General features: G+C 37.6%; 9 protein-coding genes. All 9 read left to right on the top strand.

Annotated elements, in window-relative coordinates:
- Positions 1 to 107 precede the first annotated feature (107 nt).
- The 9 genes from ACWPWS_RS18960 (at position 108) to ACWPWS_RS18920 (ending at position 15,913) form a co-directional block, all read left to right on the top strand.
- Positions 108 to 770, top strand: coding sequence for a succinate dehydrogenase cytochrome b subunit (locus ACWPWS_RS18960; RefSeq protein ID WP_454047558.1), 663 nt, complete (start codon positions 108 to 110; stop codon positions 768 to 770).
- Positions 771 to 785: 15 nt separating this feature from the next.
- The gene (locus ACWPWS_RS18955; protein WP_454047557.1) at positions 786 to 2,798 is read left to right on the top strand and encodes a fumarate reductase/succinate dehydrogenase flavoprotein subunit; all 2,013 of its coding nucleotides are present in this window, start codon (positions 786 to 788) and stop codon (positions 2,796 to 2,798) included.
- A gap of 24 nt (positions 2,799 to 2,822) precedes the next feature.
- Positions 2,823 to 3,590: a succinate dehydrogenase/fumarate reductase iron-sulfur subunit gene (locus ACWPWS_RS18950; RefSeq protein ID WP_209786921.1), complete on the top strand. Its 768-nt coding sequence runs from the start codon at positions 2,823 to 2,825 to the stop codon at positions 3,588 to 3,590.
- A 307-nt stretch (positions 3,591 to 3,897) separates the two neighbouring features.
- Entirely contained in the window at positions 3,898 to 5,439 is a 1,542-nt protein-coding gene (locus ACWPWS_RS18945) for a TlpA family protein disulfide reductase (protein ID WP_105681651.1), read from the top strand.
- A gap of 108 nt (positions 5,440 to 5,547) precedes the next feature.
- Positions 5,548 to 6,960, top strand: a complete 1,413-nt coding sequence (gene rlmD / locus ACWPWS_RS18940) for a 23S rRNA (uracil(1939)-C(5))-methyltransferase RlmD (RefSeq protein WP_454047556.1) — start codon at positions 5,548 to 5,550, stop codon at positions 6,958 to 6,960.
- A 31-nt stretch (positions 6,961 to 6,991) separates the two neighbouring features.
- Complete coding sequence (locus tag ACWPWS_RS18935; RefSeq protein WP_309512920.1) at positions 6,992 to 7,468, top strand: DUF6452 family protein; 477 nt, start codon at positions 6,992 to 6,994, stop codon at positions 7,466 to 7,468.
- Positions 7,434 to 8,099 (top strand): DUF6048 family protein, encoded by a 666-nt coding sequence (locus ACWPWS_RS18930; protein WP_105681648.1) that lies wholly within the window; start codon positions 7,434 to 7,436, stop codon positions 8,097 to 8,099. Before ACWPWS_RS18935 ends, ACWPWS_RS18930 begins: the two co-directional genes overlap by 35 nt.
- A gap of 180 nt (positions 8,100 to 8,279) precedes the next feature.
- Entirely contained in the window at positions 8,280 to 11,315 is a 3,036-nt protein-coding gene (locus ACWPWS_RS18925; protein WP_454047555.1) for a reprolysin-like metallopeptidase, read from the top strand.
- Positions 11,316 to 11,482: 167 nt separating this feature from the next.
- Positions 11,483 to 15,913, top strand: a complete 4,431-nt coding sequence (locus ACWPWS_RS18920; protein ID WP_454047554.1) for a GEVED domain-containing protein — start codon at positions 11,483 to 11,485, stop codon at positions 15,911 to 15,913.
- Positions 15,914 to 15,993 lie beyond the last annotated feature (80 nt).

Raw genomic sequence — 15,993 nt, 5'->3', positions numbered from 1 at the left:
GTGGAATTCTTATTTAGAAACATTACAAACTGCCTAATTGTGAGATTTCTCACTTTTCGATATTGTTAAACTTTCTTAATTTTGTAGAAATTCAAATTTAAACTTATATGGCAGGTTTAACGAGTTCTACGATAGGTAGAAAATATGCTATGGCATTATCAGCTCTATTTTTGCTGATTTTTCTTATACTGCATTTGACGACCAATTTGTTATCAGTTCTGAACAAAGATGCATTCAATACAGCATCTGACTTTATGGGCTATAATCCTTTTGTGCAGTTCTTAATGCAGCCTATTCTTGGTTTTGCAGTAATTTTCCATTTCGTAATGGGATTTGTGCTTGAAATCAAGAATAATAAAGCGCGTCCGGTAAAGTACGCAGCAAACAACGCATCAGTGAATTCTTCATGGATGTCCAGAAATATGATTATTTCCGGAGCTGTTATCTTAGCTTTCTTAGCGCTTCACTTATATGATTTCTGGTTGCATGAAATTAATTACAAGTATGTAGAAGGATTAACTCCTGATGCAGAACGTTTCTGGCCTGAACTTCATGAGAAGTTTGCTGATCTTTGGAGAGTGGCTCTATATGTAATTTCTTTTGTTCTACTAGGATTACACTTAGCTCACGGATTCCAGTCTTCATTCCAGTCTATTGGAGCAAGACATCCAAAATACACGCCGGTGATCAAAGCTTTCGGGACATGGTATTCAGTCCTTATCCCAGCAGGATTCATCATCGTAGCAGTTTTCCATTTTATAACTCAATAATATCAATATACTAGTATGAGTAAATTAGATTCAAGAATTCCAGCGGGTCCTCTTAAAGACAAGTGGAAAAATCATAAAGACCATATGAACCTTGTTGCACCAAACAACAGAGATAAGATTGATATTATTGTTGTAGGTACAGGTTTGGCAGGAGGTTCTGCAGCAGCTACACTGGCTGAGCAAGGATATAATGTAAAAGCATTCTGCTACCAGGATTCTCCAAGAAGAGCACACTCTATTGCAGCTCAGGGAGGGATCAACGCTGCTAAAAACTATCAGGGAGACGGTGACTCTACTTACAGATTATTCTATGATACCATCAAAGGTGGTGACTATAGAGCAAGAGAGGCTAACGTTTACAGACTTGCTGAAGTTTCTGCAAATATTATTGACCAGTGTGTTTCCCAAGGGGTTCCTTTCGGGAGAGATTACGGCGGTCAGCTAGATAACCGTTCATTTGGTGGAGTTCAGGTAAAAAGAACTTTCTATGCAAAAGGACAAACAGGACAGCAGTTATTATTAGGTGCATACTCTTCAATGAGCCGCCAGATCGGTAAAGGAAGAATCAAAATGTACAACCGTCATGAAATGCTTGACCTTGTAATTGTAGATGGAAAAGCAAGAGGAATCATCGCAAGAAACCTTGTAACAGGTGAGATCGAAAGACACTCTGCTCACGCTGTAGTAATTGCTTCAGGAGGATACGGAAACGTATATTTCCTTTCTACCAACGCAATGGGATCAAACGTTTCTGCAGCTTGGAAGATTCATAAGAAAGGAGCGTACTTTGCAAACCCTTGCTACGTACAGATTCACCCGACTTGTATTCCTGTTCACGGAACACAACAGTCTAAACTGACTTTGATGTCTGAATCATTAAGAAACTCAGGAAGAATCTGGGTTCCTAAGAAAATTGAAGATTCAATAGCCATCAGAGAAGGTAAATTAAGACCGGAAAATATTAAAGAAGAAGATAGAGATTATTATTTAGAAAGAAGATATCCTGCATTCGGTAACCTTGTACCTAGAGACGTTGCTTCCAGAGCTGCTAAGGAAAGATGTGATGCTGGATTCGGTATTGAAAATAATGATACTCAGGAAGGTGTTTACCTGGATTTCTCTACAGAGATCATGAAGAAAGGTAAAGAATCCGCTATCGAAAAACATATTCATAATCCTACAGATCAGCAGATCTATGATTTAGGTAAGAGCTGGGTAGAGGAGAAATACGGTAACTTATTCGTTATGTACGAAAAAATTACTGCTGATGATCCTTACAAAACTCCAATGAAGATTTATCCTGCAGTTCACTATACAATGGGTGGTGTATGGGTGGATTATAACCTTCAGTCTACCATTCCTGGATGTTTCGTAATCGGTGAAGCTAACTTCTCTGACCACGGAGCTAACAGACTTGGAGCTTCTGCATTGATGCAGGGTCTTGCTGACGGATATTTCGTACTTCCTTACACGATTGCAGATTACCTTTCTGCAGACATCAGAACGGGAGCTATTCCTACCAATTCAGGAGCGTTTGACGAAGCTGAAAAAGGAATTAAAGAAAAAATTGACTTCTTCTTGAATAACAAAGGAACTCATTCTGTAGACCACTTCCATAAGCAATTAGGAAACATTATGTGGAACAAAGTTGGAATGGGAAGAACGCCTGAAGGATTGAGAGAAGCAATCAAGGAAATTGAAGAAGTAAGAAACGATTTCTGGAAAAATGTAAAAGTACCAGGAGAAGGAGAAGGAATGAACACTGAGCTTGAAAAAGCATTCAGAGTAGCAGACTTCCTTGAACTTGGACAATTAATGGCTATCGATGCACTACATAGAAATGAATCTTGTGGTGGACATTTCCGTGAAGACCATTCAACTACGGACGGAGAAGCGGAAAGAGATGACGTAAACTACAAATACGTCGGAGCTTGGGAATATCAAGGAAACGATATCAACGCGGAAGTGTTGCATAAAGAAGAATTGATATACGACAACATCGAGGTTAAAACTAGAAGTTATAAATAATCTCCAACCTATAAATATAACATTATGAGTGCAAAAAAAGGCTTACATCTTACGCTGAAAATTTGGAGACAAAAAAATAGTAAAACTAAAGGTCAGTTTGAGACCTATAAAATATCAGATGTATCTACGGATTCTTCATTTTTGGAGATGCTGGATATTCTGAACGAAAACTTAATTAACGAAGGTAAAGAGCCTATCGCTTTCGACCACGACTGTCGTGAAGGAATTTGCGGTATGTGTTCTCTTTATATCAATGGTAGAGCTCACGGGCCTGATACTGGTATTACCACTTGTCAGCTTCACATGAGAATGTTCAAAGACGGTGAAACGATCGTTATTGAACCTTGGAGAAGTGCTGCTTTCCCTGTTATCAAAGACTTGATGGTAGACAGAAGCGCATTCGACAGAGTAATGGCAGCCGGAGGTTTCATTTCTGTGAATACTTCAGGTAATACCTTGGATGCTAATGCTATTCCGGTTCCTAAAGAAGATGCAGATAAAGCAATGGATGCTGCAGCTTGTATCGGATGTGGAGCTTGTGTGGCAACATGTAAAAACGGATCTGCAATGCTATTCGTAGGAGCTAAGGTTTCTCAGTATGCATTACTTCCACAAGGTAGAGTAGAAGCTAAGAGAAGAGTTCTGAACATGGTGAAAGCTATGGACGAAGAAGGATTCGGAAACTGTTCAAACACCGGAGCATGTGAAGTAGAATGTCCAAAAGGTATTTCTCTTGAAAACATTGCAAGAATGAACAGAGAATACATGGCTGCTCTTGCAGATCGAGGATAGAATTGATTCAAATACATAAAAAATCGCCTTCATTTTTGGAGGCGATTTTTTTATGAAAGGGATGACCCTGTTAAAGTTTGTTAACTTATTGATAGATCTTCGTCATTCTTTATTTATTAAGTATATATTTGAAGGGTAATAGAATGGTTTTTTTAAAAACTTTCCAATACTTTTTACCTGTAAAAAGATAGGATTCAATAATTAGAATCTCCCTTTTGAACGGTAATAATAAAATTTTTAAAAAAAATAATTAGTGTGAATTAGCAAGCCCTAAAAAGCGTATTTTTGTGTAATATTAAAAATTGAAATGAAAAAATATCTTTTATTGTTTATCATCACATTCTTTGTGATGTCTTGTTCAAAAAAAGTAGAAGTAAAAGGGAAAATTACAGGAAGCTCACCATTAGAAAGAATTGAATTTGTAGAAGCTTCAGGAGTAGGAACCCTGCCTTTAATTAATATAGGTCTGGATAAAGACGGAAACTTTTCAGGAAATTTTGATGCTCCTAAAGATGGAATGTACGTAATTAACTATGCAGGCAGACAAAGCCTGATCTATCTTGAAGGAGGACAAACTGTGAATATTTCTGGAAACGGAACTACTTTCCCAAATGAATATGTAATTACCGGAGATGCTAAAAAGAATAATGATTTCCTTACGGCAAGTATGAAGTTTTTAGCAGACTATGGCAGCAAAGTTAATTTACCTGTATTAATGGGTGGAGATGAAGCTGCATTTTTGAAAGGAATGCATAAAATTGAAGCAGATATTAATAAAAATGTAGATGATCTTGCCAAGAAAAATAACCCTAGCAAAGGATTATTAGAGTGGAAGAAAAACGACGTGAAAGTAACTATTCTTAACTTACTTGCCAATTATGAAATGGGGCACGGTCCAATGTCTGGAAACCCTTCTTACAAAGCTTCCAAGGCTTTTAAAGATTATGAAACTCAGTTAGAGACAGATAAAGATGCAATGGTGAAAACGATTCCTCTTTACAGACAATATCTTCTTGTAAAAATGACTCCTGATTTCCAGAAGTATGCTGAAGCAAACAGCAAAGGAAAAACAGGAATTACAACTTCTGAGATGTTTGCTCAGTATTTAAAAACAAAGAAAGACTTATCTCAGACTGCAAAAGATTATCTTCTTGCTTTTGTAATGGCTCAGGCTGATATTCATCCAACAACTCCGGTTGCCAATATCGACAAGATTAAAAAGATTATCGATTCAGATATTAAAGATGCTACGATTAAAAGTGATCTTTTAAAAATGCAGGTAGCGATTACAGGTCTTAAAATCGGAGATGCAGCTCCTGAAGCAGCTTTAGCAAAACAAGACGGAAAAGCTTATAAACTTTCTGAAAACAAAGGAAAACCTTATATGTTATTCTTCTATGCTTCATGGAATCCTTACATCAGCGAAGCTACGGTACCTGTACTAAAGGAAGTAGTAAACTTCTACAAGTCTAAAATGAATTTTGTATTTGTAAACGTTGATGATACAAAAGACCAGTTCATTAAAACAAGTAACTCCTTATTAAAAGGAATTCAGGGAGTAAATGTTTATGGAGAAGGAGGTTTGAACTCAGATATCGCTAAGAAATATGGTGTATACGGATTCAAGTTACCTTGCTTTGTAATCATTGATAAAGATGGTAAAATTGCCAGCAGATCTTTTGTAAACCTGGGTGAGCAGGAATTAGTAACGATTCTTGATAAACAAACAGGTCTTTCAGCTCCAAAAGTAGAGCCGAATATGCAAACGCAGCCGCAATTACAGCTTGATCCTTCTGCAATGCAGCAAGCTCCACAGCCCGCAAATCCACAGCCGGCTCCAACAAAATAATAAACTTTAACACAGTATAGAAACCTTATCTTCGGATAAGGTTTTTTTTATTGTATTTTTGCAAACTGGAACGTAAAAGTTTCAATTAGGAAAATAGAAAATTTTAGAATGAGTAGGAAGAAAAAAAGAGATTTAATTCTTGAAAATATAAAGCTATTGACTGCCGGAGCAAAAGGCGTGGCAATCGGAAGAACAGAAGAAGGAAAAGCTGTGATGGTTTCAGGAGCAATACCAGGTGATATTGTGAACGTAAAAGTGAAGAAAGCGAAGTCAAAATATTATGAAGGCGAAGCTATTGAAGTACTTGAAAAATCGCCCTACAGGGTTGATCCTAAATGCGTCCATTTCGGAACCTGCGGAGGATGCAAATGGCAGAATATGAGCTATGAAAAACAGCTCGATTTTAAACAGGAAGAAGTATATAATAATATCAAAAGAATCGGAGGAATTGATGACTTTGAAACCGTGTCAATTCTAGGATCTGAAGAACAGTATTTTTATAGAAACAAAATGGAGTTTTCCTTCTCCAATGCAAGATGGCTTACTCAGTATGAAATCAGTTCCGAAGAGAATTTCGGAAGTAGAGATGCCCTGGGATTCCATATCCCGGGAATGTGGAGTAAGATTCTTGATCTGAAAGAGTGCTTTCTTCAGGAAGATCCTTCCAATGCAATAAGACTTGCTGTAAAAGAATATGGAGTAAATAATGGTCTGGACTTCTTTGATGTAAGAAATCAGGAAGGGTTTTTAAGAACCTTGATGATGAGACAGAACTCTAAAGGAGAATGGATGGTTCTTTTCCAGCTTTACAGAGAAGAAAAAGAAAACAGAGAGAAGCTTTTTGAATTCTTATTGGAAAAATTTCCGCAGATTAAAACATTGGTATATGCCATTAATCCTAAGCAGAATGATTCTATTTATGATTTAAATATTAATGTGTATTTCGGAGAAGGTTACCTTATGGAAGAAATGGACGGACTGAAGTTTAAGATAGGACCGAAATCATTCTTCCAGACCAACTACAAGCAGGCATTGGAATTATACAGAAAAACACTTGAGTTTGCTGATCTGAAAGGAGATGAAGTGGTATATGACCTTTATACAGGAACAGGAACAATTGCACAATATGTAGCAAGAAATGCAAAACAGGTTATTGGAATAGAATCTGTACAGGAAGCAATAGATGCGGCGATAGAACATGCTGCATTGAACGGTTTAACAAATACAACGTTCTATTGTGGAGATATGAAAGATATTTTCAATGATGAATTCATGGCAAACCATCCTAAAGCAGATGTATTGATCACAGATCCACCAAGAGACGGAATGCACCAGAAGGTAGTAGAGCAAATCTTAAAACTTTCACCTGAAAAAGTAGTTTACGTAAGCTGTAATTCTGCTACTCAGGCAAGAGACCTTGCTTTGATGAAAGATCACTATAATTTAGTAAAGATCTTGCCAGTAGATATGTTCCCGCAGACACACCATGTTGAGAACATTGCGTTGTTGATTAAAAAATAAATTTATTTAAATTTGAATTTCAAATCTTAATATGAAATATTTTAAATTTCTCATAGCAATCTGTCTTTTAGGAATGCTTTTTTCCTGTGGAGGAGATGATGATATTTGCGAAAGCGGAGAAGGAACTCCAAGAATGAAGGTAGCTTTCAGATCACTGGATTCTGGAAAAGATAGAACTCTGGATTCACTCTATGTTGCGGTAGATTATGGTGCAGGAAAAGTAGATCTGGGAGGACTTGCAAAGATTGATTCAAGGTTGATTCCTCTACGGGTAGACAATTCGCCCTATACAGATGTTTATTTTAAACTTACCAATAAAGGGGTAGAGTCTAAAGTAAGGATTAATTATACTACGAAGTCAACGTATGTGTCTCCAGGATGTGGGATCAAAAAAACTTATGAGAATTTAAGTTCAGAATTATTAACTCCTAATCCAGTTCTGAAGCTGGAAGCCGGACAAAATCAGATAGAGAATGAAGACAAGACTAATCTTTACCTTTCTTTTTAGTTTATTTGGAATAATAAGCTGGGCACAGGATAAAAAAAAGGAAGCAGAGAAGAAGGTTCACGAAAAATATGAACCCAATTTTATGGTTGGCCTTGATGTATTGAATACAGGAGCCGGATTTTTTTCGGACAGAAAATTGTACCAGGGATTTATTTCCTCAAAAATCAGAGGAAATATTCATGCTATTGCAGAAGCCGGTTTTGAAAAAAACATATATCAGAAGAATGGGTATGATGCTAAGGCAAGCGGCCCTTTCGTTAAGTTGGGTGCATTTTATATGCTGGCAAAAGATTCCGAAAATGAATTCAACGGATTTTATGCTGGTGGAAAAGCTGCCGGATCATTCTATAATCAGGAATATATGGCTGTCCCCGTTCGCGGATTTGGGGGAAGTAATTCCTCTGAAGCGTTTCCTTCATCCTCACAAACTTCTTTTTGGCTGGAAGGAACAATAGGAGGCAGGGTGCAGTTATTCAGTTCCAACTTCTATATAGATGTGAATCTTCAGCCAAGATACATGGTATATACTTCTAAGCAGGATGATATCTCTCCGATGATTGTTCCCGGTTTTGGAAGAAGTTCTTCAAAATTCAATATGGGATTTGCATGGAATATTGCTTATAAGTTCTAGAAATATAAATCCTTTATCTTTAAAATATATAAAATACAAACTTTAGAATGTTCTAAAGTTTGTATTTTTTTTAATAGATGTGCTTATTAGATGTATAATATTAAAAAATATTAACTTATTTTATCTGTGTGAGTTATAAAATAGCTATATTTGGCGGAAATTATAATTGTGTTTTAATTTATGAAAAGAGTATTTACTGCTTTAATGTTTACTTTTATAGGAGGCGCAGTGTTCGGCCAATGGACACCCACTTCTCTTAAAAAAGGAGACGATAACAAAAGAAGTACAGGATTTAGAGTAGATCAATCCAATGTAAGAGGTAACGGGTACTATAAGTTAGACCTGAACTTACTGAGATCTCAGCTGAAGAATGCACAGGAAATGGGATCTAATTCCACTCCTGTAGTAATTTCTCTTCCTACGATGAGCGGGAAGATTGAAAGGTTTAATGTGTACAGTTTTCCAGTAGTTGTAAAAGAACTGGCGGACAAGTATGAATTGGGATCTTATGTTGGATCAAGTGTCGATGACCCTACCAAATTTTTAAGATTCAGTATTGCTCCTAATGATTTTCAGTCGATGATCATTCATGGAGATAAGTATGAATTTATTGACCCTGCCTCTGCAGATAAAACAGTGTATGCTGTTCATCCTAAAACAAAAAAGGAAAAGAATGGTTTCTTATGTTCTACAGAAGAATCTCCTGCTGCTAAAAAGGAAATAGATGCTTTATTAAAAAATGGGCAGTCATTCTCTAATCAGGCAACAACTTTTAACAAAAGTTCTGATAAGAAATACAGAACAATGAGATTGGCAATGTCTGTTACTGGTGAGTATACCCAATACTTTATGGGACTTGCTGGTGTACCTGCTACAGCTACAGATGACCAAAAAAGAGCTCCTGCACTTGTTGCCATCAACAATACTTTAACCAGAGTAAATGGAGTTTTTGAAAAAGATTTTGCATTGCATTTGAATTTGCAGAATTTTCCTAATGTAATTTATATTGATCCGGCTACCGATCCATATGCTGCTGCATCAACAGGTGCTGGAGGTGCATGGAATACACAGCTACAGGGTGCTTTGACAGCCAATGTAGGAAATGAAAACTATGATATCGGACACTTATTCGGTAAATCAGGAGGTGGAGGAAACGCCGGATGTATCGGGTGTGTATGTATTAATCCTACCACTTCGGTTCCTAAAGGAAAAGGTTCAGGATTTACTTCTCCAGCAAACGGAATTCCATCAGGAGATAGCTTTGATATTGACTACGTTGCCCATGAGATGGGTCACCAGTTAGGAGCTAACCATACTTTCTCTCACAATCTTGAAGGAAGTGGTGTGAATATGGAACCAGGTTCAGGAACTACCATTATGGGATACGCAGGTATTACAGGTCCTGATACAGATGTTCAGGCTAATTCTGATCCTTATTTCCATAAAGCAAGTATCGGTCAGGTACAAGCTAACTTAATTGCAAAAACTTGTGACGTAGAAACTACAATTACCAATAACCCTCCGGTAATTGCTGATCTTCCAACATATACAATACCAAAAGGGACTGCTTTTGCTTTAACAGGTAGTGCTACAGATCCTGAAAATGATCCAATGACTTATTCTTGGGAAGAGGTGGATGACGCTTCAGTTTCTATTGATAAGTATAACTTAGGAAATACAATGTCTGGAGCTTCTTTCAGATCTGCTGCTCCAAACGCAAGCCCAACAAGATACTTCCCGAAATTTGCTTCTGTAATGAGTGGAGTACTAAATAATGCAAATAATACTTGGGAGGCTGTATCTACTACAGCAAGAACTACAAATTTTGCATTAACTGTAAGAGATAACAATTCTAACGTAGCTCAACAGCAGTCAGCTTTTAAAGTTCAGACAATTGTTGTAGGAGATAATGGTCCTTTCAGATTAGCTAACCAATATGCTGATGTGAATACTCCAACTCCGGTTCAGTGGATTGTTGCAAATACTAACGCAGCTCCTTATAATGTTGCTAACGTAAAGATTGACTATACTACAGATAACGGAACAACCTGGACTGTATTATCAGCTTCAACTCCTAACGACGGATCTGAAAACTTTACTTTCCCTTCTTCATTGAACGGTCAGACTATTAAAGTAAGAATTTCTTCAATAGGAAATGTTTTCTATGCTGTAGGTCCTGTTAGTATCGCTCCTCTATCTGCATGTAGCAGTGCGGCGCCAACTAACGTAGTGGTGAGCAACATTACTGTATCTTCAGGAAGTGTATCATGGATGTCTTATACTGGAGCTACTTATAAAGTACGTTACAGAAAAGTAGGTTCAACTGTATGGACTGAGGCGGATACAACAGTTCCTTCAATCAACTTAAGTAACTTAATTGATGGTACAACTTATGAAGTTCAGGTAGCTTTAGTTTGTGGTACTACGGTAGGAACATATTCAACTTCTGTAAACTTCAGTACACCTGCACTTACTTATTGTACAGCTTCTACAGGAAGTGCAAACTATGAGTATATTGCCAATGTAACTCTTGCCAATGTAAATAATACTTCTGCAAACAGTACATATACAAACTATACTACGAATTCAGCTCTTCAGATTAACTTAACAAAAGGAAATACTTATCCTATGTCTGTTACTGTTGGTAACCCTGATATTGCAGATTATGATGCTGTAGCAGCATTTATTGACTTTAACAAGGATGGTATTTTCAGTGATTCAGAAAGAGTATTGAATTATCCTGTAACATTAACGCAGCCATCAACGGTGATCAATGCAAATGTTGCAATTCCAAGTAATGCTGTAGAAGGACAGCCATTAAGAATGAGAGTGGTAGCATTCTATGTTGGAGCTGGTACTGGAAACGGAAATGTTGGTTTATCATTACCTTCAGATTATGTATGTGGAGATCTTTTCGATTACGGAGAAGTTGAAGACTATAACGTAGTTATTACAGGTAACCTTGCTACTTCTGAAAATGCTGTTAAAAATAATGGTATTCAGATTTATCCAAATCCTGCAACGGATGTTCTAAACGTTACTAAAGTTTCAGATAAAGCAACTTATAAAATTTATAGTGCTGCCGGACAATTAGTAGATAGAGGAAATATCAATAGTGGAAAGGTAAATGTTTCAACTTTAGTTAAAGGTGGATACGTAATTACAATAGATGATAAAGGAATTGAACAATTCAAATCTAAATTTATCAAGAAATAAAGATAACCTTTAAATATTAGTAAATCCCCGGGAAGTCCCGGGGATTTCTTTATTTAGAGCATAAGTGGAAAAAATATTGTTTTTTTTCAGAAAAAACCCAAATGCACTTATAAATTAATAATAAAAAATGATTAGATTTGTGTGATTAATATTATAATGAAAACATTATGAAGAAACTCTTTACCTCTTTAATTCTGTTTCTCTGTTTGATTTGTACAGGCTTTGTATCCAAAGTCTCGGCTCAGGCAGGGCAGATCGGGACAGGAACGGGTACCTCTGTGTATCTCCCCATACGTTCCTATTATGGGTATAGTTATTCTCAGCAGATTTATACTGCTGCGGAGCTTACGACGGCCATAGGTACGTCGAACTATATCACGGCCATAAAGTTTTATTCCACTACCGTTTCAACTTCTCAGGATGTGTATAAGGATTGGGTGGTATATATGGGTAATACAACCCAGAATGCCTTTACGTCCAATACAAACTGGGTTCCGTTAGGTTCTTTAACTCAGGTGTTTGCCGGAACTTTACCTAACTTAACAAACGGAAACTGGGTAACTCTTCAATTGGCTACACCGTTTTTATGGAACGGAACAGACAACCTGGTAGTTGCTGTAAATGAAAAAACTCCAGGCTATTCATCTTCGCCAGGTACGGCTTGGGGATCTTATAATGCAGGGGCAAACCGAGGTATCATCTATTATGAAGATACTACAAACCCGGATCCTGCTGCACCCCCTTCTGCAAAAGACAGACTTGCAGATATTCCTAGAATACAATTGGAAAGCCATCCGCTACCGGCTTGTTCAACAGCTCCACCTACTAATATCACGGTTTCAAACCTGACAACAACTTCAGCTAATGTAGGTTGGTATCTTTCTGCAGGAGCTACGTATGTGGTAAGGTACAGACCTGTATCAGGAGGCGCCTGGACAACAATCAATGTTACAACTCCTTTGGTTGGAAACCAGCTTATTACGGGATTAACCGAACAAACTCAGTATGAAGTTCAGGTAGCTACGATTTGCGGTGGTACTCAGGGAGCATTCTCTTCCAGTGTAAACTTTACAACTCCGGCACTTACTTATTGTGCGTCCGGTGCTACGAGTACTTTTATTGATGGATATATCAACCAGGTTTCTGTTAATGCACAAGGTGCTCCGTCCATGACTAGCAACTCTGATCAGAGTGGTTATACAGATTACAGTACAGATCCTACAAGAGTCGTTACTTTGGTAAGAGGAGGTAGTGCTACTGTTTCTGTTTCAAAGACCTGGCCAGGTTATCAATATAGCTTCTTAACAGGAGTTTGGATTGATTTTAACCGTAATGGTGTTTTTGAAACAAATGAAAGAGTACTTACTTCTCCAAGTAATACAACAACTCCGGTTACCGCTACATTTACAGTACCAGGTGTTGCTGGTGGTGTTTACACTGGAAACCTGACTACAAAAATGCGTGTTGTATTAAACGAATACAGCCCTATTAATGCTTGTGGAACATACTCTTATGGTGAAACTGAAGACTATGCTGTTAAGTTTATAGACTTATCACCTTGTTCTACAGCGCCGCCTTCTAATATTATGGTAAATAACGTAACTCCTTCTTCTGCTAATGTTACTTGGACATCAGCTACAGGAGCTACTTATATCGTAAGATACAGAGTTTCTCCTTCCGGAGCATGGCAGCAGATTGCAGTCAATACCCCATTAATCAGTAATCAAATACTTTCAGGATTATTGGAGCAGACTACATATGAAGTACAGGTAGCTACTGTTTGTGGAGGAACAACTGGAGCATTCTCATCAAGTGTTACTTTTACAACGCCAGCTCTTACTTATTGTACAGCAGGTCCTACAGGTAATACTGCAACAAGTGGATATATTAATAATGTAACTGTTACTCCTACGAATACTCCTATCATGTTGAGTAATTCCGGATCTGACAATTATAAAGATTATACAACAGATGCTACAAGAGTAGTTATCTTTGAAAGAGGTTCAGCCAATAATAAAATTTCTGTCAACAAATACTGGCCAGGTTCTCCTACTTCATACGGAGTTTCAGCTTGGGTAGACTTTAACAGAAACGGAACATTTGAAACCAGTGAGAGAATTCTTAATACTACCTATAACACAACTACTCCGGTAACGGCTACTTTTGCAGTGCCTACCGTTGCAAGTGGTAATGTATATACAGGAACTCTTCCTACCCGTATGCGTGTAGTAATGAGATATTTTGATAATGCTAATCCTTGTGGTACATTCACTCAGGGAGAAGTAGAAGATTATGCAGTAAAATTTGTAGATCCTCAAAACTGTACAACGGCTGCTCCGACAAATATTACCGTAAACAATATTGGGGCAACTACGGCAACAGTATCATGGGTTGCTACTGCTGGAGCTACTTATAACATTAGATGGAGAACAACTCCTGGAGGTGTTTGGCAAACAGCAACTGTTCCTGCAGGTCAGAACTACTATGGAATTACTGGTCTTAATGAGCAGACGAATTATGAAGTTCAGGTTTCAACAACTTGTAACGGTTCTACAGGAGCTTATTCAGGATCAGTAACATTTACAACACCACCATTGTCTTACTGTCAAATGACTGGTACAGGAACGAATGACCATATTTCGAATGTAACAGTTACCTCTTCGAATCTTGGAGTTCCACCAATGAATAATACTTCAGTACAGACAAATTATATCAGCTATACTACTCCGGAGACTCTTATTACTTTAGATGTAAATTCTCAAAATAATAAAATCTCTGTAGCAAAAGGATGGACAGGCGCAACAGGTAATGACGCTGTAACAGCTTGGATTGACTTTGACAGAAACGGACAGTTTACAGATGCTGAGAGAATCTTAATTTCTCCGGCTAACACAACTACTCCGGTTACAGCTACTTTTGCTGTTCCTTCAACTGCTTATACAGGACCATTGACAACTACAATGAGAGTTGTACTGAAGCGTACAAGTGCTCCTACAATGTGCCAGAATGCAGTGGATGGAGAAGTTGAAGATTACAGAGTTAGAATCAGACCTTGTAGCAATGCAACTCCTAACGCACCAACATTTACTACAACGCATACAACAGCTACTGTTACCATCACAGGAGCAGGAGTGAGCTATGTAGTAAGATACAGAGTTCAGGGAACAACAGCCTGGACAGAAGTATATGCTTCAGCACAATTGGGTAACCTTCCGTTAGTTATTAATGGATTGACACCAGCTACTACTTATGAAGTAGAGGTAGCAGCAATTTGTGGAGATATCGTGGGAACGGCAACTCCTATCAAAACATTTACTACGAGATGTGATCCTACTCCTCCAAATGTAACGGTAAGTAACATTACTCCAACAACAGCATTGATTACATGGGCTCCGCTAGCAGCAAGCTCTACGTATACGATGAGATGGAGAAAAGTAGGGACTACTACTTGGAATATTGTGAGTTTACCAGCAGCTCCTGCAAATACTTATGTATTAGGAAGTGCAACTCCTTTAGATCCATATACTACATATGAAGTTCAGATTGCAAACCAGTGTAACGGAGAAACAACATTGAATCCATATTCTAACCCTAAAGTATTTACTACAGAAAGAATATGTGAAATTCCTCCTCCAGGATTAACAATTACTCAATTGCTTCCAACATCGGCAGCGATTCAGTGGGATCCTTTCCCAGGAGCGACATACGTTCTTAGATACAGAAAAGTAGGAATTCCAAGCTGGACAGAAGTACCTTCATTAGTTAATAATCTTGTATTAACAGGACTTACAGAATTAACGAAATATGAGATGCAGGTAGTCAATATCTGTAACGGTACACCAGGAAACTATACTCCTCCATATTACTTTACAACACCTACAGTAATTTACTGTAAAATGAAAGCAGAAAGTTCTACAGGAGAGCATATTTCTAAAGTTACTGTGAAGCCTACAGGTAAGAAAACAATGGAGAATGAATCCGGAGCTTCTACCTATACAGATTATACAGGAGTACCTAAGACATTCATCGAGATGATTCAGGGATCAACTGACAATGAGATCATCATCGAGAAGAAATGGACAGGAACTACTTACAACGAAGGAATCGCAGTATGGATTGACTTCAACAGAAATGGAGAGTTTGATATCAACGAAAGAGTATTCACTTCTTCACCGAATTCAAACAGCCCTGTATCTGGTAAATTCAATGTCCCTGCAGATGCTTTTGTAAGTATGACAGACTATAAGTATGTAGTGATGAGAGTAGCCATGTCAAGAGATGGTATCCCTGTAAACTGTACTGACTTCAAAAACGGAGAAGTAGAGGATTACACGGTAAGAATCTCTAAACCGATCGTTGCTAATCCGATTGATCAGACAAGTGTTATGATTTATCCTAACCCGGTAAGCTCAGTATTGTTTGTGAAAAATGTTAGCAAGAGAGCTAAATATAAGATCTACAATGCTGCAGGACAGGTAATCGCTGACGGTATCTTATTAAACAACCAGATCAACGTAAGCAGATTGATTAACGGTGTTTATGTGATTGATATCGATGATAACGGTAATACTGCCCAAAAGAAATTTATCAAAGAATAAATCATTTAAATTTCAGATAGAATAAGCCTCCAGAAATGGAGGCTTATTTTTTGCAAAAGAATCTTGGTTGAATTCTTACC

The sequence above is a fragment of the Chryseobacterium sp. Marseille-Q8038 genome, assembly GCF_965111995.1.
This window is presented reverse-complemented; position numbering and strand designations above follow the sequence as displayed.

What these genes read in the sequence shown, in the direction of transcription:
- ACWPWS_RS18935 (WP_309512920.1), top strand. Translation starts at nt 6,992, where the DNA reads ATGAAATATTTTAAATTTCTCATAGCAATCTGTCTTTTAGGAATGCTT.
- ACWPWS_RS18945 (WP_105681651.1), top strand. Translation starts at nt 3,898, where the DNA reads ATGAAAAAATATCTTTTATTGTTTATCATCACATTCTTTGTGATGTCT.
- ACWPWS_RS18950 (WP_209786921.1), top strand. Translation starts at nt 2,823, where the DNA reads ATGAGTGCAAAAAAAGGCTTACATCTTACGCTGAAAATTTGGAGACAA.
- ACWPWS_RS18960 (WP_454047558.1), top strand. Translation starts at nt 108, where the DNA reads ATGGCAGGTTTAACGAGTTCTACGATAGGTAGAAAATATGCTATGGCA.
- ACWPWS_RS18920 (WP_454047554.1), top strand. Translation starts at nt 11,483, where the DNA reads ATGAAGAAACTCTTTACCTCTTTAATTCTGTTTCTCTGTTTGATTTGT.
- ACWPWS_RS18925 (WP_454047555.1), top strand. Translation starts at nt 8,280, where the DNA reads ATGAAAAGAGTATTTACTGCTTTAATGTTTACTTTTATAGGAGGCGCA.
- ACWPWS_RS18930 (WP_105681648.1), top strand. Translation starts at nt 7,434, where the DNA reads ATGAAGACAAGACTAATCTTTACCTTTCTTTTTAGTTTATTTGGAATA.
- rlmD (WP_454047556.1), top strand. Translation starts at nt 5,548, where the DNA reads ATGAGTAGGAAGAAAAAAAGAGATTTAATTCTTGAAAATATAAAGCTA.
- ACWPWS_RS18955 (WP_454047557.1), top strand. Translation starts at nt 786, where the DNA reads ATGAGTAAATTAGATTCAAGAATTCCAGCGGGTCCTCTTAAAGACAAG.